This window comes from Mycobacterium kyogaense, from assembly GCF_036946525.1.
Taxonomy (GTDB): domain Bacteria; phylum Actinomycetota; class Actinomycetes; order Mycobacteriales; family Mycobacteriaceae; genus Mycobacterium; species Mycobacterium kyogaense_A.
In genome coordinates, this window is sequence record NZ_JAQIIY010000029.1 from 14,622 (window position 1) to 34,986 (window position 20,365).

General features: G+C 68.3%; 20 protein-coding genes and 1 riboswitch. Of the genes, 6 read left to right on the forward strand and 14 right to left on the reverse strand.

What is annotated here, in order from left to right:
- Position 1: 1 nt before the first annotated feature.
- From PGN37_RS22390 to PGN37_RS22415, 6 genes are read right to left on the reverse strand one after another with little or no spacing between them, the layout of a single operon-like run.
- Positions 2 to 373, reverse strand: coding sequence for a hypothetical protein (locus tag PGN37_RS22390; protein WP_442932993.1), 372 nt, complete (start codon positions 371 to 373; stop codon positions 2 to 4).
- Positions 289 to 849, reverse strand: coding sequence for an ATP-binding cassette domain-containing protein (locus PGN37_RS22395; RefSeq protein ID WP_335333187.1), 561 nt, complete (start codon positions 847 to 849; stop codon positions 289 to 291). Before PGN37_RS22395 ends, PGN37_RS22390 begins: the two co-directional genes overlap by 85 nt.
- On the reverse strand, positions 846 to 1,733 hold the full coding sequence (locus PGN37_RS22400; RefSeq protein WP_335333188.1) for an ABC transporter permease: 888 nt from the start codon (positions 1,731 to 1,733) through the stop codon (positions 846 to 848). Before PGN37_RS22400 ends, PGN37_RS22395 begins: the two co-directional genes overlap by 4 nt.
- Entirely contained in the window at positions 1,730 to 2,680 is a 951-nt protein-coding gene (locus PGN37_RS22405; RefSeq protein ID WP_335333189.1) for an ABC transporter permease, read from the reverse strand. The genes PGN37_RS22400 and PGN37_RS22405 overlap by 4 nt, the downstream gene beginning before the upstream one ends.
- The gene (locus PGN37_RS22410) at positions 2,677 to 4,329 is read right to left on the reverse strand and encodes an ABC transporter substrate-binding protein (RefSeq protein WP_335333190.1); all 1,653 of its coding nucleotides are present in this window, start codon (positions 4,327 to 4,329) and stop codon (positions 2,677 to 2,679) included. The genes PGN37_RS22405 and PGN37_RS22410 overlap by 4 nt, the downstream gene beginning before the upstream one ends.
- Before the next feature lie 26 nt (positions 4,330 to 4,355).
- Complete coding sequence (locus PGN37_RS22415; protein ID WP_335333191.1) at positions 4,356 to 5,414, reverse strand: amidohydrolase family protein; 1,059 nt, start codon at positions 5,412 to 5,414, stop codon at positions 4,356 to 4,358.
- A gap of 96 nt (positions 5,415 to 5,510) precedes the next feature.
- On the opposite strand from PGN37_RS22415, the gene PGN37_RS22420 reads away from it, so the two are divergent.
- Together PGN37_RS22420 and PGN37_RS22425 are read left to right on the forward strand one after the other, a co-directional pair.
- A complete protein-coding gene (locus tag PGN37_RS22420) occupies positions 5,511 to 6,194 on the forward strand; it encodes a FadR/GntR family transcriptional regulator (RefSeq protein ID WP_335333192.1) in 684 nt (227 codons plus the stop codon).
- A gap of 99 nt (positions 6,195 to 6,293) precedes the next feature.
- Positions 6,294 to 7,682 carry an amidohydrolase family protein gene (locus PGN37_RS22425; RefSeq protein ID WP_335333193.1) on the forward strand — a complete coding sequence of 463 codons (1,389 nt, stop codon included), beginning with the start codon at positions 6,294 to 6,296 and terminating at the stop codon, positions 7,680 to 7,682.
- 11 nt (positions 7,683 to 7,693) lie between these two features.
- Here the strand turns inward: PGN37_RS22425 and PGN37_RS22430 are convergent, their stop codons facing one another.
- From PGN37_RS22430 to PGN37_RS22445, 4 genes are all read right to left on the reverse strand, one after another.
- A complete protein-coding gene (locus PGN37_RS22430; protein WP_335333194.1) occupies positions 7,694 to 8,425 on the reverse strand; it encodes a class I SAM-dependent methyltransferase in 732 nt (243 codons plus the stop codon).
- Positions 8,422 to 9,549 (reverse strand): homoserine O-acetyltransferase MetX, encoded by a 1,128-nt coding sequence (metX, locus tag PGN37_RS22435; RefSeq protein WP_335333195.1) that lies wholly within the window; start codon positions 9,547 to 9,549, stop codon positions 8,422 to 8,424. Before metX ends, PGN37_RS22430 begins: the two co-directional genes overlap by 4 nt.
- The gene (locus PGN37_RS22440; RefSeq protein WP_335333196.1) at positions 9,546 to 10,895 is read right to left on the reverse strand and encodes a bifunctional o-acetylhomoserine/o-acetylserine sulfhydrylase; all 1,350 of its coding nucleotides are present in this window, start codon (positions 10,893 to 10,895) and stop codon (positions 9,546 to 9,548) included. Before PGN37_RS22440 ends, metX begins: the two co-directional genes overlap by 4 nt.
- A 39-nt stretch (positions 10,896 to 10,934) precedes the next feature.
- Positions 10,935 to 11,054, reverse strand: a riboswitch (SAM riboswitch).
- A gap of 43 nt (positions 11,055 to 11,097) precedes the next feature.
- The gene (locus tag PGN37_RS22445; protein ID WP_335333197.1) at positions 11,098 to 11,928 is read right to left on the reverse strand and encodes an alpha/beta fold hydrolase; all 831 of its coding nucleotides are present in this window, start codon (positions 11,926 to 11,928) and stop codon (positions 11,098 to 11,100) included.
- Positions 11,929 to 11,990: 62 nt separating this feature from the next.
- Here PGN37_RS22445 and PGN37_RS22450 point away from each other — a divergent pair, with 62 nt between their 5' ends.
- On the forward strand, positions 11,991 to 12,827 hold the full coding sequence (locus PGN37_RS22450; RefSeq protein ID WP_335333198.1) for an exodeoxyribonuclease III: 837 nt from the start codon (positions 11,991 to 11,993) through the stop codon (positions 12,825 to 12,827).
- Here PGN37_RS22450 and PGN37_RS22455 read toward each other — a convergent pair.
- Positions 12,798 to 13,823 carry an esterase/lipase family protein gene (locus PGN37_RS22455; protein ID WP_335333199.1) on the reverse strand — a complete coding sequence of 342 codons (1,026 nt, stop codon included), beginning with the start codon at positions 13,821 to 13,823 and terminating at the stop codon, positions 12,798 to 12,800. The genes PGN37_RS22450 and PGN37_RS22455 overlap by 30 nt on opposite strands.
- An 89-nt stretch (positions 13,824 to 13,912) precedes the next feature.
- Here PGN37_RS22455 and trpS point away from each other — a divergent pair, with 89 nt between their 5' ends.
- Both trpS and yhjD read left to right on the forward strand, forming a co-directional pair.
- Positions 13,913 to 14,926, forward strand: coding sequence for a tryptophan--tRNA ligase (gene trpS, locus PGN37_RS22460; RefSeq protein WP_335333200.1), 1,014 nt, complete (start codon positions 13,913 to 13,915; stop codon positions 14,924 to 14,926).
- A gap of 13 nt (positions 14,927 to 14,939) precedes the next feature.
- Positions 14,940 to 16,016 carry an inner membrane protein YhjD gene (yhjD, locus tag PGN37_RS22465; protein ID WP_442932994.1) on the forward strand — a complete coding sequence of 359 codons (1,077 nt, stop codon included), beginning with the start codon at positions 14,940 to 14,942 and terminating at the stop codon, positions 16,014 to 16,016.
- Between the two features lie 3 nt (positions 16,017 to 16,019).
- Here the strand turns inward: yhjD and PGN37_RS22470 are convergent, their stop codons facing one another.
- On the reverse strand, positions 16,020 to 17,234 hold the full coding sequence (locus PGN37_RS22470) for a D-alanyl-D-alanine carboxypeptidase family protein (protein ID WP_335333201.1): 1,215 nt from the start codon (positions 17,232 to 17,234) through the stop codon (positions 16,020 to 16,022).
- A 151-nt stretch (positions 17,235 to 17,385) separates the two neighbouring features.
- Here PGN37_RS22470 and PGN37_RS22475 point away from each other — a divergent pair, with 151 nt between their 5' ends.
- Positions 17,386 to 18,528 carry a metallophosphoesterase gene (locus PGN37_RS22475; protein WP_335333202.1) on the forward strand — a complete coding sequence of 381 codons (1,143 nt, stop codon included), beginning with the start codon at positions 17,386 to 17,388 and terminating at the stop codon, positions 18,526 to 18,528.
- 355 nt (positions 18,529 to 18,883) lie between these two features.
- Here PGN37_RS22475 and PGN37_RS22480 read toward each other — a convergent pair whose 3' ends face one another.
- Together PGN37_RS22480 and PGN37_RS22485 are read right to left on the reverse strand one after the other, a co-directional pair.
- Entirely contained in the window at positions 18,884 to 19,183 is a 300-nt protein-coding gene (locus PGN37_RS22480; protein WP_335333203.1) for a hypothetical protein, read from the reverse strand.
- A gap of 160 nt (positions 19,184 to 19,343) precedes the next feature.
- Entirely contained in the window at positions 19,344 to 20,345 is a 1,002-nt protein-coding gene (locus PGN37_RS22485; RefSeq protein ID WP_335333204.1) for an SMP-30/gluconolactonase/LRE family protein, read from the reverse strand.
- Positions 20,346 to 20,365: the final 20 nt, after the last annotated feature.

The window sequence follows — 20,365 nt, forward strand, 5'->3', positions numbered from 1 at the left end:
GTCAGACCGCTTTCAATTCATCGTGGCGTGCCCGGTTGTACTGCAGCACAGGCAGTCTGTCGACTCGATGGTCGATGCTGGGCCGCGCCGAGAGCAGCTCCCTGGTGTAGGGGTGTTGCGGATCGTCGTAGACGTCAGTTCCCTGCTCGACGATCTCGCCCGCGTACATCACGGCGAGCCGGTCACAGCACGCGGCGGCCAACTCGAGGTCGTGGGTGATGAACAACAGCGCCAACCCGCGCTGTTCGCGTTGCTCGCCGATGATGGCCATGACATCGGACTGCGCGGTCACATCGAGGGCGGTGGTCGGCTCGTCGGCCAGCAGCAGAGTGGGTTCGGCGAGCAGTACCGACGCGATGAGTACGCGCTGCAACAGTCCCCCGGACAGCTGGTGGGGGTACTGGCGCATCCGCTGGCCGGGTTGCGGACACCCACCTCTGCGAGCAGCGTGACGGCGCGGTCCTCGGCTTCGGACCGTGACACACCGCGGGTGGTCCGCAGCGCCTCGGTGAGGAAGTCGTCGACACGGTGTACCGGGTTGATGTGGGCCCTCGGGTCCTGGAAGATCATTCCGACGTCGCGACCCCGGAAGCGCTGCAGCTCAGCATGTTTCATCGCGAGCACGTCGGCGCCGTCGAATTCGATGGTCCCGCCGACGACGAAGTGCCCGGGTAGCAGCCGCATCACACTGCGGGTGGTGAGCGACTTGCCCGAGCCGGATTCGCCGACGAGGGCCACGGCTTCCCCCGCTCCGACGATGAGGGTGACGCCGTTGAGGAGGCGCTTGGTGCCCGCCTTCGACGGTGCGTCGACGGTCAGGTCGCGGATGGTGAGCAGAGTCTTGTTCACTGACCACTCCTTGCTGATGCGGTGAGTCGGTCGCCGATGACGGTGACGCACAGGACGATCAGCACGATGAGCGTGCCCGCGGACTGGGATTCGGTGAAGAAGCCTCGCAGCACGCTGTCGAAGCCGCTCTTGACCATGAGGCCCAGATCAGCGGTCGGCGGCTGAACACCCAAGCCCAGGAACGACACTGCCGCTAAGTCGATGACGGCGAAGCCCAGCGACGACACCGCCTGCGCCACGATCAGCGGCATCAGGTTGGGCAGCATCTGCCACGTCGTGATCGACAGACTGCGCTGGCCCTGCAGCCAGGCCGCGGACACGTACGGCAGGTTGCGCTCACGCAGTGCTGCACCGCGCACCACCCGGGCCACGTACGGGATGTAGGCGATGGTCAAACCGGCAACCACCGTGCCGAAACTCGGCCCGAACAACGCGACGGCGATGAGTGCGAACACGATGCCCGGGACGGCGAACAGCACGTCGAGCACCCAGGAGATCGCGGTGTCGACCCGGCCGCCCCACCAGGCCGCGGTGAGCGCGAGCATCGAGCCGACCACCGTGGACAGCAGGATCACCAACCCCGGGCCGGCCAAGGTGTATCTGGTGCCGAACAGAAGGCGCGAGAAGATGTCTCGCCCCAGCGCATCGGTGCCGAACCAGTGTGTCGTCGTCGGATTGCTCAAGACGTTGAGCAGGTCGGGCTCGTTGGGATCGAACGGCGCGATGACCGGCGCGAGGATCGCGGCCAGAACGATGACGATGAGCGTGATGGCGGCGGTGGTGCCGAGGACCCCGAGCCGATCGGTCAGCGTGGTGATGCGACGCAGCGGATGTGACAGCGGCGCCGCACGTACCACGGGTGCAATCGATACCGCTTGGCTCACGATTTCCTCCCCAGGGCGATGCGCGGGTCGATGACGGTGTACAGCACGTCGACGACCGCGTTGACGATGACGAATCCGAAGACGAGCACGAGGACGACGGCCTGCACCACGGCGAAGTCGCGCTGCAGAATCGCTTTCACCAGCAGCGAGCCCAGTCCGTCGATGGCGAAGACGTTCTCGACGACGACAGCCCCGGCGATCAACGACGCCACTGTGAGACCCAGCACGGTGGTGATGGGTATCAGCGCGTTTCGCAGGATGTGCCTGCGGATGATCACCGAACCGGGTAGGGCCCTGACGAGCGCTGTCTGCACGTGCTCGCGGCCGCGCTCCTCGTCCACCGACGCGCGCGTGATACGGGTCAGATACCCGATGCTGCCGAGGCTCAGGGCGATCGCGGGCAGCACCAGGTGGTGCAGCGTGTCGATCCCGCCGGATCCGCTGCCGAACACCGGAAACCAGTTGAGCGCCACCGCGAACAGGCTGATGAGTGCGACACCGATGACGAACACCGGCGTCGACAGCGCGATGGACGCCAGCGTCGTGATGAGGCCGCCGGTCCGTCCGCCCTTCAGCGCCGCGACGGTGCCGAAGCCGATACCTGCGACGGCGATGATGACCGCCGAGATGGCGACCAGCATCGCTGTGGTGCCGATCCGTCCGTCGATCATGTCGGAGACGTTCTGCCGGTACACGATCGACTGGCCGAAGTCACCGTGCAGCACGTCGCCGAGCCAGCTGATGTACCGCAGGTAGAACGGATCGTCGAGATGGTACTTCGCCGTGACGGCGGCGACCTGTTCTGGAGTGCCGCCCCGCGGGCCGAGGATGAACGGCAGTGGGCTGCCCGGCGCCAGGTACAGCAGTGAGAACACCAGGAACGACGTGACGAACAGCACCAGGACGAGGCCGCCCAGCCGTTTGAGAACGTATGTGGCGAGGTTCATTTGGAGGACACCTCCGTTCCGCCGACGCTGGCCGCCCACGGGTAGTAGAGATAGGCGATCGAGGCGGTGGCGCCCGAGATGCGCGAGTTCTGCACGAGAATGGTGGGCAGGTACACCAGCGGCGTCCATGGCACGTCTTCGGTCACCTTCTGCTGTATCGCGATGACTCGCTTGGCGCGCTCGGCCGGATCGAGCGTGCCGATCGCCTGGTTCACCTGGTCGCTGACCACGTCGTAGGCGCCGAAATTGTTCGTCCCGTCGTGCACGAACATCGAGTAGGCCTCGAGTGGATCCGGCAGATTCCCGTACCAGGTGGTGAAGAACGCGTCGAGACCCTCCCGGGCCGTCGGATCGCTGTACAGGTTGCCGAATTGTTCGACGGGGATGACCTTCGTCCGGATGTCGAGCCCGAGCTTGCGGCCGGCCGCCTGGATGACGTTGGCGGTCTGCTCGTGCACAGCGGAACTGCCCTGGACGCCTATCGTGATCGGGCCGACGTTGCCGACCTGCTCGAGCAGGGCCTTGGCGCGTTCGATGTCGGGATCCGTGCCGAATTCGGCGAAGGCCGCCCCGAGGGCGTCCTTCTGATAACCCCAGTAGTCTGGCCCCGCTAGCGTCGGTGCGGGTAGCCCCGCCCCCTGCATGACGACACCGGCGATGGCTTTGCGGTCGATGATCGCCGAAAGCGCCTGTCGCACACGGACATCACCGAGTGGGCCGTTGGCATTGGCGGTGACGAGCGCGAAGTACACCAACGATTTGCCGAAGTTCAGCGTCAGGTTGTTGTCCTTCTGCAACTGGATCAACCCGGCGGGTGGCAGGTAGAAGAACTGCCCGTCGACCTCGCCGCTGCGCAGGGCGTTCACCGCCGTCGACTCGTCGGCGATGAAGCTGAAATCGATGTGGTGGGCGCGGGGCTTCATGGCGGGATCCCAGTAGGCGTCGTTGCGGGTGAGGCGCAGATCGCGGCCGGGTGTCCAGGTGTCGAATGCGAAGGGACCGGTACACATCACACCGGTCTGAGGTGTGCCGAAACCCTCGCCGGCTCGTTCGGTGAACGCCTGCTGGGACACCGCCCCGGCGGCGGTGGCCATCGCCTTCTCGAACAGTGCGTCGGGTTGGGTGAAGCGGACCGTCACCTGGTGTGGACCGGTGGCCTGTATCGACTTCACGTGGCCGTAGTAGCCGACGAAGTACGACGCGTTGTCGGGGTCGAGCTGGCGATTGAGGCTGTAGGCGACGTCCTGCGCCGTCATGGGTGTGCCGTCCCAGAACGTGACATCGCTTCTCAGCGTGTAGATCTGGGTGAGATCGTCGGGCTTGTCCACCCGAACTGCCAGCCCCGGCCGGATCTCGAGGTCCGGTGTGAGTCGGAGCAACGATTCGCACATGTTCGCGATGACGGTGTTCTCGGCGTAGTTGAACGAGTGCATGGCGTCGAGCGACAGCGGTTCGTAGGGCAGGTTCCAGGTGAGCGTGTCGATGTCCGCGGCACCCGGCGTGGTGGTGGTGACGAGGTCGTTCTGGTCGACGGCCGAACCGTACGGATCCGCGCCGGGCATGGAGCACCCGGCGATCATCATCGCCGTGGTCAGCCAGCAGGCCAGTGATCGGGGGCCGAACCGGGAGCGCGGGTGAAGTGACTGCATCGCGCAGACTCCTTTGTCTTTCGCGGTCATGGCACCAGCGCGCCGTCGCGTGCGATCTCGTCGCCGTCGCGCAGCACGCGGGTGGGGGTGGGGCGGTCGATGACGATCTGGGCGAGGCACTCTCCGGGGTACTCGACGTAGTCGCGGGAGGCGTCGACGGTGAGTCCGAGGAGTTTCGCGCCGGCGGTCGAACACACGTCGTAGGCCAGCTCGAGGTCGGCGTCGGTCATGGCGTCGGTGCGGTAGGCGAGCAGATGGGCGCGGTCGAGCATGCTGCCGCTGCCGAACGGCGTCCACGCGTCGCGCACGCCGTCGGAGCCGGCCGCGACGTTGACGCCGCGCTCGCGGAGGAATGCGACGGGCAGTGCCGGGTCGCCGCCGAGCGCGCACGTCACCAGCCACACTCCAGCCGCGGCGACGTCGTCGGCGATGGCGCTCAGTGCGTCACCGCTGGCGGCCGCGACGGCGAAGGCGTGGCTCACCGTGACGCGCGGCCCCATTCCCTCGGCGACCGCCCTGGCGGCGATGCGGCGCGTCTCGTCGAGACCGGCATCTCCGCCGTCGTGCAGGTGGATGTCGACGTCGACGTCGTGCTTCGCGGCGAGACCGAAGATCGCGTCGAGATGTCCGTCGAAGTCACCCTCCAGCCCCACCGGGTCGATGCCGCCGACGACGTCCGCGCCTTCGGTGAGCGCAGCGTCGAGGAGGTCGAAAGTGCCAGGTGCAGTGAGCAATCCCTGCTGAGGAAATGCGACGATCTCGACGTCGAGCACACCGCGGAGTCGATCGGCCGCAGCGCGCACACCGTGTACGTTCGCGACGCCGCACGCCGGACCCACATCGACGTGAGCGCGCATGGCCCGGGTCCCCGATCCGGCGGCGGTGCGGAACAAGGCCAGCGCCCGGTCCTCGACCGATCGGGTGTAGGCGGCCTGCGTGCGGACGTCGTTGTCGATGAAGTCGCGAAGGGTGTCCGCGCGGGTGCGGGAGAACCACGGCCCGCCCCACGACGACTTGTCGGGGTGGATGTGAGCGTCGACGAGGGGGGCCGCGACGACGATGGGCGGGGCTGAGGTCTGGAGCATCGGAGCCTACGTTTCTCGAAAGTCGGCGCTGTGTTCGGCACCACAAAATTTGTCAGATGATATGGTTATCACACAAACTCCGGAGAGGGAACACCGATGAAGCAGATTGCCCGCGTCTCACTCGTGGACTCTGTGGTCGAGCGTCTGCGCGACGAGATCCGGAGTGGCAACTTCCCCATCGGCAGCAAGATCCCGACGGAGGCGCGGCTGGTCGACATGCTCGGGGTCAGCCGCCCGTCGGTCCGCGAGGGTGTGCGATCACTGGTTCAACTGGGCCTGCTCGAAACACGCCAGGGCGACGGCACCTACGTGGTGGCAGAGGACGAGATGACGGTGGCTCTGCAGAACGCGCTCGACGCCTCCGACGAATTGGAAGTGCTCGCAGTGCGCCGCGCCCTCGACGTACTGGCGGCTCGCGAGGCCGCTCAACGCCGGTCCCCGGCCGACCTCGACGACCTCCGCAACGCGCTCGACGGTCGCGCCGCTGCAGTCGCAGCCGGCGACGTTGTCGCATTCATCGACCACGACGTCGCCTTCCACTTAGGCATCGCTCGAGCGTCGAAGAACACACTCCTCGCCGGGCTGTACCAGAGTTTCGAGACCTCCCTGCGGGATTCGGTGCGCCGGACCAACTGCATGGCCGTCGCCGATGACCCGCACGGCGAGTTCCACGACGAACTCTTCGGCGCCATCGAGCGCGGAGATCCCATCGCCGCCACCGCCGCCGCGCTGAGCGTGCTCGACGACCACTCGGGACAACTGCCGGACCGGCGTGACTGACATTCGACGACGCACGGCGCGGACTCGCCGGAGTCGTGTGGGCGCCGGTCGCAGCGTCGTCCCCGCCGCCTCCCTCCCGCAACCGATGGAGCAACCGTCATGACCCCACCCGTGGACCTGCTGATCCGAAATTCGCTGCTGCTCTGTGCTTTCGACGATCAGGGCACAGAGCTACCCGGCGGTTGGCTGGCCGTTGCCCAGGGTGTCGTCGTCGCAGTCGGAGACAAGGACACCGCGCCGCCGCAGGCCGATACCGTCGTCGACGCGACCGGGTGCCTCGTCCTGCCGGGTCTGGTCAACGCCCATCAACATCTCTATCAAAACCTGACCCGGTGTTACGCCGCTGCTGCGCACGTCGACAATCTCACCAATTGGTTCTGGGCGTACTTCACCGCTTGGAGCCGGCTCGACGCCGAGGCGGTGGCCATCTCGACCACGGTGGGGCTCGCCGAACTGGCGCTCAGCGGGTGCACCACCAGCGCCGACCACCTCTATCTGCATCCCGAGCCGGAACTGATCGATGCGCAGATCCAGGCCGCTTCCGACATCGGTGTCCGCTTCCACCCGGTGCGCGGATCGATGACCCTCGGGGAGGCCGACGGTGCCATCTGCCCACCGAACCTCGTCGAGAGCGTCGACGCCGTTCTCGACGACAGTCGACGGCTCGTCGAGGCCTACCACGACCCGACCCCGCGTTCGATGGTTCGCCTCGGTGTCGGACCGAGCACGCTCATGAGTTCCTCGGATGCGGCGATGACCGAATCGGTGGCGTTCGCAGACGCTTTCGATGTCCGGTTGCACAGCCACGCCGCGGACGACCCCGACGAGGAGGCGTACGTCAGAGCCCGCTTCGGACGGCGCCCGCTCCAGGTCTACGAGGATTTCGGCTGGCTGGACCGGCGCTCCTGGTTCGCGCACGTCATCTACCCGAACCGCGACGAGATCGACGCACTCGCGAAAGCTGGTGTGTCCGTCGCGCACTGCCCGAGTATGACGATGATCGACGGTGGCTTGCCCGGTGGGGCACCACCGATCCGTACCATGCTCGACGCCGGTGTGAACGTCGGAATCGGTTGTGACGGGGCGACTGCCGCAGATCACCAGTCGCTGTGGTTGGAGACGAAAACGGCAATGCTGCTGAGTCGCCAACGGGAGGGTCGTGCATCGGCGATGACTGCCAGAGATGCGCTCCGAATGGCTACCCGCGGAGGTGCCAGTGCGTTGGGTCGCGACGGCGAGATCGGTCAGCTGTCTGTCGGCGCAAACGCGGACGTGTCCGTGTGGCGGATGGACACCCTGCCGTACGCAGGGGTGCTGGACGACCTGGTGACCGGGCTGATGCACTGCGGCCCCGCCTCGGCGTGGCACACCATCGTCGGCGGGAAGTTCGTGGTCCGCGACGGTGAACCCGTCACCGTGGATGTGCCACGGGCTCTGGAACGACACCGAGCAGCCGCGGCTCGTGTGCAGGGTCTCATCGACTCGTAGGCGCCCGAGCGCTACGACAGCGTCGCGCGCACGCACACCGTCACGTACGGCAGTGCCAGCCCCGTGGCATTCGCCAGGGCCGGGTGTGTGGCAAGCAGTTCACGCACCCGGTCCAGCGTGCGGGTACGCACCTGCTCCGGTGAGGTGATGCAGTAGCTGCGCGAGGCCACCAGGTCGATCAACGCCTGCGGCGTCAGGTAACTGGTCCACTCGACCTGGTGCCTCGACGCGTCGGCGAACGGCGCGGGAAGCTCGACGGTCTGGGTGAACGGATCGACTTCGTGGCCGATGATCTGGCCGAGATCCTTGACCCAGCCCAGTCTTTCGTCACGGTTGTTCCACACCAGGCCGAGCCGGCCGCCGGGCCGAAGAACACGGGCCACCTCCTCGAGCGCGCGTGCCGGATCGAACCAGTGCCACGCCTGGGCGACGAGTACTGCATCGACGCTGTTGTCCGGCAACGGAATGTCTTCGGCGGTACCCAGCCGCGCGGGCGTGTCGGGCAGAGAGGTGCGCAGCAGTTCGAGCATCTCCGGAATGGGGTCGACGGCGACGACGTCGAGGCCCCGTTCGACCAGTCGCGTGGTCAGCTTGCCGGTGCCCGCACCGAGATCCAGCACCGTGTGAGCATCGGGAGGAAGCAGCCAGTCGATGGCCTCCGGCGGATAGGACGGGCGGCCCCGCTCGTAGGCGGCCGCTTCGGCGCCGAAGGACAGCGACCGTTGCTGTGCCGAACCACTCACCGGCTGGCCAACTCCAGCGCGCGTCGGATCAGTACCCCTACTGCATCGGTCTCCACGAGGAACCCGTCGTGGCCGAACTCCGAATCGACGACGTCGAGCCCGTCGCAACCCGGCAGCAGATCGGCCAATTCCTGTTGCAGCCGAAGGGGATACAGCCGATCGGAGGTGATCCCGCCCACTACGGTCGGCACCGGGCAACCCCGCAGCGCGGCCGCGACACCGCCACGGTCACGGCCGACGTCATGGCTGGACAGCGCGTCGGTCAACGCCACGTAGGTGCCGGCATCGAAGCGTGCCACCAGCTTTCGGCCCTGGTATTCGAGATAGCTCTGCACCGAGTACCGGCCGCCCGCGGTGGGGTCTTCACCCGGTTGCGCGGAATTGCCGAAGCGCTCGTCGAGTTCGGCCTCGCCGCGATAGGTCAGGTGAGCGAAGCGGCGGGCGATCTCCATGCCGGTGTCGGGGGAGTGGCCGGTGTCGTGGTAATCGCCGTTGCACCAGTGGGGATCTGAGGTGATCGCGGCGACCTGCGTGCTCTGGGTGCCGATCTGGTCGGCGGTCGCACGAGCGCCGACTGCGAGCACCAGCGCCGCGCGCACGTCGTCGGGATGGCCGACGATCCATTCGAGAGCCCGGGCGCCACCCATGGAGCCGCCGATCACCGCGGCCACCTGGGTGATGCCCAGCCGTTCCAGCGCAGCGATGTCAGCGGCTACCTGGTCGCGTACCGTCGTCGCGGGAAACCGTGAGCCCCAGGCTTTTCCGTCCGGGGCGATGCTGCTCGGCCCCGTCGAACCGCGGCAGCCGCCCAGCACGTTCGTCGAGATCGCACACCAGCGGTCGGTGTCGATCGGGGCGCCGGGGCCGGCCACGCCGTCCCACCAGCCGGGGGTCGGGTGGTCCGGGCCGGCGGGACCCGTGATGTGCGAATCGCCGGTGAGTGCGTGCAACACCACCACCACGTTGTCGCGCTCGGGGGAGAGCTCGCCCCAGCGCTGCACCGCGATGGAGACGTCGTCGAGCACGGCGCCGTTCTCGAGGCGCAGCGATCCGATGTCGACGACGCCGATCTCGCCTTCGGGCGGCAGCGCCACGCGATCGGCTGCGACGTCCACGACGGTCATGTCTGGACCTCGAGCAGCTGCGCATCGGCGGTGCTGCCGGCGCGCTGCGCCGCGGCGAAGCCCCGTTCGAGGTCGGCCAGGATGTCGTCGATGCCCTCGATGCCGACCGCCAGGCGCACCAGTCCGGGGGTCACGCCGGTGGCGAGTTGTTCCTCGGCGGAGAGCTGCTGGTGGGTGGTGGACGCCGGATGGATCACCAGCGAGCGCACGTCGCCGATGTTGGCGACGTGGCTGTGCAGTGTCAGCGCGTCGACGAACGCCTTGCCGGCGGGGACCCCACCGGCCAGCTCGAACGCCAGGACCGCGCCGGTTCCCTTGGGCGCCAGCTTTTTGCCCACCTCGTGCCAGGGTGAGCTCGGCAGGCCCGCGTAGTTGACCGAGACGACGCCGTCGTGTCCGGCCAGGTATTCGGCGACGCGCTGGGCGTTGGCGACGTGGCGCTCCATGCGCAGGCTCAACGTCTCGAGGCCCTGGGCGATCAGGAACGCGTTGAACGGCGATGCGGCCGAACCCAAGTCGCGCAGCAGCTGCACGCGGGCCTTCAGCGCGAACGCCGGTGCGCCCAGCTCGGCGAACACCACGCCGTGGTAGCTCGGGTCGGGTTCGGTGAATCCGGGGAACCGTCCGTTGGTCCATTCGAAGGTGCCGCCGTCGACGATCACGCCGGCGATCGCGGTGCCGTGTCCGCCCAGATACTTGGTGGCCGAGTGCACCACGATGTCGGCGCCGTGGACGATGGGCTGGATCAGGTAGGGCGTGGCGATCGTGTTGTCGACGATCAGCGGTACCCCTGCGTCGTGGGCCACCGCAGCGACGGTCGGGATGTCGAGCACGTCGATCTGCGGATTGGAGATCGTCTCGGCGAAGAACGCCTTGGTGTTGGGACGCACTGCGGCCCGCCACGATTCGGGATCATCGGGGTTGTCGACGAAGCTGACGTCGATGCCGAGTTTGGGCAGCGAGTAGTGGAACAGGTTGTAGGTGCCGCCGTAGAGCCGGGGGCTGGACACGATGTGATCGCCGTGGTGGGCCAGGTTCAGGATCGCGAACGTCTCGGCGGCCTGCCCGGACGAGACGAACAACGCGGCGACGCCGCCCTCGAGAGCGGCGATGCGCTGCTCGACGACGTCCTGTGTCGGGTTCATGATGCGGGTGTAGATGTTGCCCGGCTCGGCCAGCCCGAACAGCGCGGCCGCGTGGTCGGTGTTGCGGAATGCGTAGCTGGTGGTCTGGTAGATCGGCAAAGCCCGCGCGCCCGTGGCGGTGTCGGGTGCCTGGCCGGCGTGGACCTGTTTGGTCTCGAACGCCCAGCGACTCGTGGGGTCGTCCAAGTCATCGAGGCTCATCGATGTCTCCTCCGTGAACGGGGGGCCCGATTCACAGCGGACCCGCGCTTGCCTTATAGCCGGATTCGGCTACTCAACCTGGTCGTCTCCCGGGGCACCCCACCGCGGTTGGAGGGTTGCCGGCCAGCAAGCCGGGGCTTGACGCTGGCACTCATGACCGTTTCGAAGAATAACGCACCCTGCAGTTCGGGTGCCACCGGGTTCAGCTGATGGCGCGCTGCGGGCCGGTCTGTTCGTCGAGGAACTCGCGGATCACCTCGGCGATCCGCTCGGGCGCCTCGAACATCGGAATGTGCCCGACGCCATCGAGTCTGGTGTAGCGGGTCGACTGGGGTAGGAACTTGCGGAAGTGGGCGGTGAACCGGGGATCGGGCAGCACCCGGTCTTTCTCGCACACCACCAGATAGGTGGGGGTCTTCGTGTCGGCGAGCTCCATCAGCCCCGGCATGAGCAGGGCTTTGACCAGCAGCTGGTAGTAGGCCGGGCAGTGCCGCACGTCGTCGATGATCTCGAGGATGTCGGCGTCGCTGATCCCGTCGGGGCGCGCGCTGACGGGAAGGCTGGTCAGGAATCGTGCGCTGGGCACGCGCGCCGCGCGCTCGCCGAGCAGCTTCGCGACAATCCAGACGGGCATCCCCATCACGAACTTGAACACGATCTCGTACTTTGCCGGCGTCCATCGGTGCCACCCGCCGGCCGGGGCGATGCCGACCAGAGATCGGGCCCGGTTGCGGCGTTCGAGTTCGAAGGCCACCCAGCCGCCCAGCGAGTTGCCGACGATGTGGGCGGTGTCCCACCCGATGCGGTCGAGGTGGCGCTCGATGTCGTCGGCGAGCGTGCCGCTGTCGAGCAGCCAGGAGCGGTTGGGGCTGCCACCGTGGTGGCCCGCCATCGACGGTGCGAACACCTCGTAGCGGCCGGTGTCGGCCAGCGCCGGCGCGACGTCCTTCCACACGTTGTTCGACATCATGAACGGGTGCAGCAGCAACACCGGCTCCCCGGAGCCGAGGTGGATGGGCGCGCGTGGGCTCATAGCGCCCGACCCTAAAGGTGATACCCGCGGTACCGCAAGGACGCCCGCTAGGGTCGACGGCCGTGACGCGCTCCCTCACGATCAGCACTGTCAACGTCAACGGAATCCGCGCCGCGATCAAGCAGCGCTCGGAAGACAACCGTGGCTTGCTGCCGTGGTTCGGCCAGACAGGCGCCGACGTGGTCTGCCTTCAGGAGACCCGTGCCGATGACGAGCAGGTGGCCGAGGCGCTGGCGCCGCTGCTGGCCGACGGCTGGCACCTGGCCTCGGCCGCGCCACACGTCAAGGGCCGCAACGGCGTCGCAGTGATGTCCCGCACCGGCCATGACCGCGTGCAGATCGGCTGCGGGGCAGACGAATTCGCCGAGCACGGCCGCTATGTCGAGGTCGACACCGGCGGTGTGACGGTGGCGAGCGTCTACTTCCCGACCGGGGAGGCCGGCACCGAACGGCAGCGGGAGAAGGAGCGGTTCATGGCTGCGGTCGCCGAGCGGATGGCGGTTCTGCGGGCCGACGGCCGCGACGCGGTGCTGTGCGGCGACTGGAACATCGCCCACACCGAGAACGACATCAAGAACTGGAAGGGCAACGTCAAGAAGGCCGGCTTCCTGCCCGAGGAACGCCAGTGGCTCACCGAGCTGCTGGCGACCGGCTGGGTGGACGTGGTGCGGGTGGCGCACCCAGACCAGCCCGGTCCCTACGCCTGGTGGTCATGGCGCGGCAAGGCGTTCGACAACGACGCCGGCTGGCGCATCGACTACCAGCTGGCCACCCCGGGGCTGGCGGCGCGAGTCGCCGCGGTACACACCGAACGTCCCGCGGCGTATGCGCTGCGCTGGTCCGACCACTGCCCCGTGACGGTCACCTACTCAGCAGCCGACGCGGGTGGGGGTCGCTAGCGCGCCGTCGGCGCCGTCGATCGCGCCCCGAACCACGTCGAACACCCGCGGGTCCCACGTCATCCCGGCCTCCCACGGCAGGCCCACGGAATCGGCGACGAAGATGCTGTGCGTGTCGTCGAAGGACACGCAGCGGCGGTGCGGCAGCACGCGATCGCTGATGTCGGTGGCCAGCGCGCTGCGGGTGGTCACGATGCCGTCGTTCGGCCACACCATCGGGTTGACCGGCGCGGGTCGGGAGAAGTGGGAGCCGCCGATCAGGACGACGGGAATCCGGTCCAGCACGCCGGCCTGGAAGTCGTTCCATCCCTGCGGACCCATCAGGTATCCCTGGTTGACCTCGCGTCCCGATCCGGTCTGCAGCCGCGTCACCTCGGCGGCCATCGCCAGCGATGCCTTCTCGCAGTAGGCGTCGCCCTGGCAGTCCGCCAGCGGGGTGATGCCGTTGGCGTAGTCGGACAGGAACGACCCCTCCCAGGGCGTGCCCAGCGTGGTCAGCGACCGGATGCGGATGGGCGAGCCGAGGTTCTGCATCACGCGGAACGCCGATCGTGAGTACAGCCCGCCCATCGAGTGGGCGACGACGTCGACGACGTCCACCCCGCGGGTGTCGTGCAGGTAGGTCAGGAACCGGGCGAGATGTTCACCGGCAAGGTCGATCGACGCCGTGGAGTCGACGGTCATGGTGTCGGGCAGAGTGATCGGGCAGTCCCCGAACGCGCCGAACCCGCCCTGGTCGACGACGGGTCCGCGGCCCGCCATGGCCGGCGACGTAAAGACGGTGTGGCCTGCGGCGAGCAGGTTCTCTCGCAGCGCGGTGTCGGTGTTGCCGGCGGCCAGGCCGGACCGGCATGCCGCCTCCGGTGTGGTGAAGGGACTGATCGCGTCACCGCCGGAGACGATGACGACCGCGCGACCGGGTGCGGCGTGCGCTGCACCGCACGGAAGAAGCGCGGCGAGCAGCAGCACGACCAGGACCGACGACAACCGTCGCATCAGAACCCCCCTCGGTTGCGCGGATGCTACCGGGGACGGGTCAGCCGCCGGACCGAACCGCGGACACCCGTGAAAAACTGGTCATCACCATGACCATTTCAGCCAAGCCCGTCGTCTTCTCCGGGGCGCAACCGACGTCCGACTCCCTGCACCTGGGTAATGCGCTCGGCGCGGTCGCGCAGTGGGTGGGTCTGCAGGACGGGCACGACGCCTACTTCTGCGTCGTCGATCTGCACGCGATCACGCTGCCGCAGGAACCCGAGACGCTGCGGCGCCGCACGCTGGCCACCGCCGCGCAGTACCTGGCGCTGGGTGTCGACCCGTCCCGCGCCACGGTGTTCGTGCAGAGTCACGTCCCCGAGCACAGCCAATTGGCTTGGGTGCTGGGCTGTTTCACCGGGTTCGGGCAGGCGTCGCGGATGACGCAGTTCAAGGACAAGTCCGCCAAGCACGGTGCCGACGCTCAGACCGTCGGCTTGTTCACCTATCCGATCCTGATGGCCGCCGACGTCCTGCTCTACGACACCGACCTGGTGCCGGTCGGCGAGGATCAGCGCCAGCACCTCGAGCTTGCCCGCGACGTCGCCCAGCGCGTCAATGCGCGCTTCCCCGACACGTTCGTCGTCCCCGAACCGATGATCCCCAAGGCGACGGCGAAGATCTACGACCTGGCCGACCCGACCGCCAAGATGAGCAAGTCGGCAGCCACCGATGCCGGGCTGATCAGCCTGCTCGACGATCCGGCGCGCACAGCGAAGAAGATCCGCTCCGCCGTCACCGACAGCGACCGCGAGATCCGCTTCGATCCTGACGCCAAGCCGGGGGTCTCGAACCTGCTGACCATCCAGTCGGCGGTCACGGGCACCCGGGTGGATTCTCTGGTCGCGGGCTACGAGGGCCGCGGTTACGGTGACCTGAAGAAGGAGACGGCCGACGCCGTCGTCGAGTTCGTCACCCCCATCAAGTCGCGGGTCGACGAGTTCCTCGCCGACCCGGCCGAACTGGAGAACGTGCTGGCCGCAGGCGCGCAGCGTGCGCGTGAGGTGTCTGGCAAGACGGTGGCTCGGGTATACGACCGGCTGGGATTCCTCGCACCGCGATAACGGGAGGCTGACGATGACGGCGCCGGACGGTTCGGCCTCCCGGGAAAGAGCCCCGGAAGAAGACCCGGACAAGGACGAGGACAAGCCGGGGTTCCTGGATCGGCTGCGGGCGCGTATGCCCTGGTTCGACCACGTGATGCGGGCACAGGGGCGCTACAACGACAGCAAGGGTGACTTCTACGCCGCCGGCATCACCTACTTCACGATCTTCGCGTTGTTCCCGCTGCTGATGGTCGGGTTCGCGATCGGCGGCTTCGTGCTCACCTATCAGCCAGATCTGCTCGAGCAGCTCAAGGCCAAGATCGCCACGGCGGTCAGCGGAGACCTCGGTCAGCAGGTCACGCAGTTGATGGACTCGGCGATCGAGTCACGCGGCACCGTTGGCATCATCGGGCTCGCCACCGCGGCGTGGGCCGGCCTGGGCTGGATGGCCAATCTGCGTGAGGCGCTGAGCCAGATGTGGGGTCTGTACCGCGAGGAGCAGGACGGATTCCTCAAGACCAAGCTGTCCGATCTGCTGGCCCTGCTGTCGACGTTCGCCGCGATCGTGGTGACGGCGGCGTTGTCGGCGCTGGCCAACCGCTCGGTGATGGGCAACGTGCTGGACTGGCTGGGCTTGCCGGAGTCGCCGGTCGCCGGAGTGCTGTTGCGTATCGGGTCGATCGCGGTGTCGCTGCTCGTGTCCTGGCTGCTGTTCACGTGGATGATTTCGCGGCTGCCGCGGGAGTCGACGAGCTTCCGCAGCAGTGTGCGCGCCGGCCTGCTGGCCGCGGTCGCGTTCGAGGTGTTCAAGCTGGTGGCCTCCATCTACCTCAAGTCGGTGCTGACGGGTCCGGCGGGTGCCACGTTCGGACCGGTGCTGGGGTTGATGGTGTTCGCCTACATCACCGCGCGGCTGATCCTGTTCTCGACGGCGTGGGCAGCGACGCTGCCGGAGAACATGGCGGAGGCGCCCATCCCGGCGCCGGGCCCTGCCGTGATCCGCAACCGCATCATCACCCGGCCAGGGCTCGCGCCGTGGCAGGCGGCCGGCGCCGCTGCGGTCGGCGCGCTGGGTGCACTGAGCTTTGCGCGGCGCCGTAAGCGCTGAGTTCTAGTGCTGGGGTCTGCGATTGAGCGCGCGGGCACCCATGATCAGACAGAACACGATCACCGCGCCGACGACGCCGACGCCGACACGCACCGGCATGGCGTCGATCTCGGGCAGTGCCCCGCTCGCCTTGCTCGTCGTGGCGGCCGCGGCCGGATCGGCCGGGTCGGGGGTCCGCAGCGACGGGTCCGGTTCCACCAGCGAGCCGACCTTCGTGCCCGGCGCGGTGGCGTAGCCGTAGTCGAGTAGGTGCGCGGCTTGCTCCCATGGGGCGATGGGCTGCCGGGTGCCGCGCATCAGCACCGCCACGAGGCGTCGTCCGCCGTGGTCGGCGGCCCCGACGAACGTCTGGCCGGCATCGTCGGTGTAGCCGGTCTTGCCGCCGAGCGCGCCCGGATAGTTGGCCAGCAGCTTGTTGTCGTTCTCGATCGGGTAGCTGCCGTCGCCCCGGCCGGGGAACGAAAACTCCTGCGTGTGAACGATGTTCGAAAAGACGGGATTGTTCCACGCGTAGCGGTAGAACAGCCCGACGTCGTAGGCGGAGGTGCTCATCCCCGGTCCGTCCAACCCTGACGGGGTCGCGACGCGGGTGTCGCGGGCACCGAGCTTGTTGGCCAGCCCGTTGAGCTTGGTCAGTGTGGCGTCCATCCCGCCCAGTTGCATCGCCAAGGCGTGCGCGGCGTCGTTGCCCGAGTGCATCAGCAGACCGTGCAGCAGGTCGTTGATGGAGTAGAAGCCGCCTTCGCCGACGCCCACCCGGGTGCCCTCGGCATTCGCGTCGTCCTGAGTGCCCGGTACGACCTTGTGCAAGGGGAGGTCGCGGATCGCCTGCATCGCGACGAGCACCTTGATGATGCTGGCCGGGCGGTGGCGGCCGTGCGGGTCGCGGGCGGCGATGACGTCACCGGAGTCGAGATCGGCCACCACCCACGCCTCTGCGGAGACGTCGCCGGGCAGCGGGGGAGTGCCTGGCGCGGTGATCACGCCACACCCGGACAGAGCGTCGCCGCCCATCGGCTTGGCCGGCACGGGCAGCGGCGCGGGCGGGTCGCCGGATTCCGGGACCTCCGATGCGTCGACGGCGGGCGGGGTCGCTTCGCGGTAGGGGCAGGTGTTGGCCTCGGGGACGGGCTGGGCCACAGCGACCGGGGCCAGCGCCAGCATCGCCGCGCTGAGCAGCGCAGACACCCGCAGCGGGAACGTCGTGAAGGTCGCCATCGGGGTTGAAGGTTAGGCGATCACGGCTTTCGTGTCGGTGAGCCACGCGGTGACAGATGTGAAGAGAGTTTCGCAAGTGACACGGCGAACTCCGTACTCCCCGCCGCTCACTAGGCTGGCGGGACCGCCCGAGCCGCCCAGAAAGTCATCCATGTTCCTGCTTGTTCTCGGCTCGTCCCTCGGGCTGATGACTCTGTTCGTCTGGTTTCGCCTCGTGCGATCCACCACCCGCCCGGGGCGCACGCGCCGAATCCTCACCGCGTTGCTCCTGATCCTGACCGCGCTGCTCGTGGCGGCGCTGATGCTCCGGCGCGACCCCGGCGGCTCGAGCTGGCTCGCGTGGCCCGGCTATCTGTGGTTCGGCCTGCTGGCCTACCTGGTGCTGACGCTGCTGGTCCTCGAGCCGCTTCACCTCGTCGCCCGGCTGCGGCGGCGCCGGCTTCCCGCCGAGGAAGCGCCCGACCTCGAGCGGCGGCTCTTCCTCGCCCGCGCAGGCGCGGTGGCCGCCGGCGCAGCGGCGGTCGGCGTGACCGGTGTGGGCGTCGCCACCGCGCTCGGGCCGCCCGACGTGGTGCGGGTCCCGGTGCGATTGGCGCGGCTGGGCGCCGAGTTCGACGGGTTCCGCATCGCCGTGGTCTCCGACGTCCATCTCGGGCCGCTGCTGGGCCGCCGGCACACCGAGCGGATCGTGCGGATGATCAACGAGACCGAGCCCGACCTGGTCGCCGTGGTCGGCGACCTGGTCGACGGTACGGTCGCGCAACTGGGGTCCGCGGCGGCGCCGTTGGCCGACCTGGTGTCGCGGGAGGGAGCGTTCTTCGTCACCGGCAACCACGAGTACTTCGTCGAGGACACCGACGAGTGGCTGACCGAGCTCGACCGGCTCGGGTTGCAGGTGCTGCGCAACGAGAACACCCGGATCCGGCGGGGCGCATCCGCATTCGATCTGGCCGGGGTCAACGATCTCGCGGGCCGGTCGGTTCAACAGCCGCCCGACTTCGATGCGGCGCTGCGCGGCGTGGATGCCGCGACGCCGACGATCCTGCTGGCGCACCAGCCGGTCCAGGTGTCCGAGGCCGCGCGGCGCGACGTGGATCTGCAGCTGTCCGGTCACACGCACGGCGGGCAGATGTGGCCGTTCCACTACGCGGTCGAGCTGGCTCAGCCCTCGCTGGCGGGCCTGTCGACCGTGGACGGGACGCAGCTGTACGTCTCGCGGGGCGCGGGCTTCTGGGGGCCGCCGGTGCGTGTCGGCGCCCCGCCGGACATCAGCGTGCTCACATTGCGCGGCTGAGCGTGTTTACGGGTGCTCGCTGGCGGCTACTTTCTCATCAACTTCACGGCTAACACTGACCGAATCGCTCAGGTGGGCCGAGCACGCTGAAGGAATCCAGGCGATTCAGCGGAAGGACGTTGAGATGGCGACAACGGCGAGCAACACCAACGCAAGCACTGCGGGCGTGATCGACCTGCGATCACATCCAGCCTTCAACGCCTCCGAGCGGCGGGCCTTCGCTATGCAGGAGGCGATGCGCCGGCATCCGTCCTTCCAGTCGCGCACGAGTGCCACGTCGTTGCACTCCATCTGATTCCCCCCCACACAAAGGGGCACCTCCTGAGCGGAGGTGCCCCTTTGTGGTCTGAGGTGCTCAGCGCACGTTGACGTAGACCGTCTGATTGCTCACCGAGCGGCTGTTGTCGCCGTTGGAGGTGGCGTTCGGTACCGCCTGGCGGACGTCGGGCCCGTGCGTGACGGACACGACCGATGCCTCCTCGAGCGGGGTGCTGCTCTGCCGGTTGACGACGACGCGGTTGCCCTGCGCCTCGAGTGCGCTGATGGTGTCAGCGGCACTGCCGGCGCCGGACGGGGCGGCCAGCGCGGGGGCGGCGAACCCGAGGACGCCCGCGGTGAGGGCGGCGGCGGTCGTGGTGATCGTGAGTGACTTCATGGGGTGCTCTTCCCTTGATCGGGTCGGAGCCGTGGAGCGATGTCGCGCGGTTCTGACTGTGTGAAATTGTCGGTCTGCGACCGGACTTCGTGGTGTGTCCGATCCGGGCGGTACAACCCGGCGGCCCCGGAGATGCTTCCCGAAAATGGCGCGGTGTGTCTCACAACACGGTCGAGGTCAGCGCGATGCTGCCGAGGTACGGGCCGCCGATGCTGCCCATCCACAGCCGGCCGTTGCTCTCCACCATGCCGGTGACCATCTGTAGCGCAGGGTGGGTGGTGCGCATCCCGGCAACGGCCGCGCCGCTGTCGGGGTCGAAGGCGACCACCCACACCACCGATTCGGGGGTGGGCTGCAACCGCGGGGGCAGTCGCCAGATCAACGTCCGGAGGAAAGGCGGGCCTGCGGCCAGCCGGTCGGCCAGGCGATTGGCCGGCGTCACCATCGCACACCAGATGCGCCCGTCGGCCCCGGTGGACAGGTTGTCCGGCATGCCGGGCAGGTTCTCGGCCAGCGGCCGCAACGTCCCGGCGTGCGGTCCGCTCAGCCAGTACGTCGACAGTCGTCGGCCCTGGGTCTCGGCCACGATCAGCGCGGTCCCGTCGGCAGTCGGGGTGACCCCGTTGGCGAAGTACAGTCCGTCCACGACGGTCGTGACGCTGCCGTCGGGTTCGAGCCGGTGTAGCGCGCCGCGTCCGCGCGCCTCCAGGATCGCGCCGAGGTAGTCGGCCACGGTGAAGGCTGACGTGGACTCGGTGAAATAGATTGTGCCGTCGGCAGTTTCGGTGACGTTGGAGCAGAACTGCAGTGTCCTGCCCGCGATCGTGTCGACCAGTGTGTCGATTCGGCCGCTGCCCGGATCCAGCGCCAGCAGGCCGCGCGGGCTGTCGCAGATCAGCAGGCGGCCGTCGCGCGCGAACGCCAGGCCCAGCGGCCGCCCACCGGTGTTCGCGATCACCGTGGGCGCGGTGCCGTCGGGTTCGAACCGCACGATGCTGCCGTCGAGGGCGCCGGTCCACAGTCGGCCGGCGCCGTCGACGACGACGTCTTCGGGTTCCCCGCCCGGGACGGGGCTCAGCGTGATGTCGGCGGATGGGAACGCGGGCAGGGCCCCCACCGGGGGCGCCTGCCAGCGGACGGGATCGATGGGCGGTTTGGCCATACCGCCCAGTCTCGCCGAAG

What these genes read in the sequence shown, in the direction of transcription:
- PGN37_RS22415 (WP_335333191.1), bottom strand. Translation starts at nt 5,414, where the DNA reads ATGCTCCAGACCTCAGCCCCGCCCATCGTCGTCGCGGCCCCCCTCGTC.
- PGN37_RS22455 (WP_335333199.1), bottom strand. Translation starts at nt 13,823, where the DNA reads ATGCGACGGTTGTCGTCGGTCCTGGTCGTGCTGCTGCTCGCCGCGCTT.
- trpS (WP_335333200.1), top strand. Translation starts at nt 13,913, where the DNA reads ATGACCATTTCAGCCAAGCCCGTCGTCTTCTCCGGGGCGCAACCGACG.
- metX (WP_335333195.1), bottom strand. Translation starts at nt 9,549, where the DNA reads ATGACCGTCGTGGACGTCGCAGCCGATCGCGTGGCGCTGCCGCCCGAA.
- PGN37_RS22470 (WP_335333201.1), bottom strand. Translation starts at nt 17,234, where the DNA reads ATGGCGACCTTCACGACGTTCCCGCTGCGGGTGTCTGCGCTGCTCAGC.
- PGN37_RS22410 (WP_335333190.1), bottom strand. Translation starts at nt 4,329, where the DNA reads ATGCAGTCACTTCACCCGCGCTCCCGGTTCGGCCCCCGATCACTGGCC.
- PGN37_RS22425 (WP_335333193.1), top strand. Translation starts at nt 6,294, where the DNA reads ATGACCCCACCCGTGGACCTGCTGATCCGAAATTCGCTGCTGCTCTGT.
- PGN37_RS22485 (WP_335333204.1), bottom strand. Translation starts at nt 20,345, where the DNA reads ATGGCCAAACCGCCCATCGATCCCGTCCGCTGGCAGGCGCCCCCGGTG.
- PGN37_RS22420 (WP_335333192.1), top strand. Translation starts at nt 5,511, where the DNA reads ATGAAGCAGATTGCCCGCGTCTCACTCGTGGACTCTGTGGTCGAGCGT.
- PGN37_RS22475 (WP_335333202.1), top strand. Translation starts at nt 17,386, where the DNA reads ATGTTCCTGCTTGTTCTCGGCTCGTCCCTCGGGCTGATGACTCTGTTC.
- PGN37_RS22440 (WP_335333196.1), bottom strand. Translation starts at nt 10,895, where the DNA reads ATGAGCCTCGATGACTTGGACGACCCCACGAGTCGCTGGGCGTTCGAG.
- PGN37_RS22480 (WP_335333203.1), bottom strand. Translation starts at nt 19,183, where the DNA reads ATGAAGTCACTCACGATCACCACGACCGCCGCCGCCCTCACCGCGGGC.
- PGN37_RS22445 (WP_335333197.1), bottom strand. Translation starts at nt 11,928, where the DNA reads ATGAGCCCACGCGCGCCCATCCACCTCGGCTCCGGGGAGCCGGTGTTG.
- yhjD (WP_442932994.1), top strand. Translation starts at nt 14,940, where the DNA reads ATGACGGCGCCGGACGGTTCGGCCTCCCGGGAAAGAGCCCCGGAAGAA.
- PGN37_RS22405 (WP_335333189.1), bottom strand. Translation starts at nt 2,680, where the DNA reads ATGAACCTCGCCACATACGTTCTCAAACGGCTGGGCGGCCTCGTCCTG.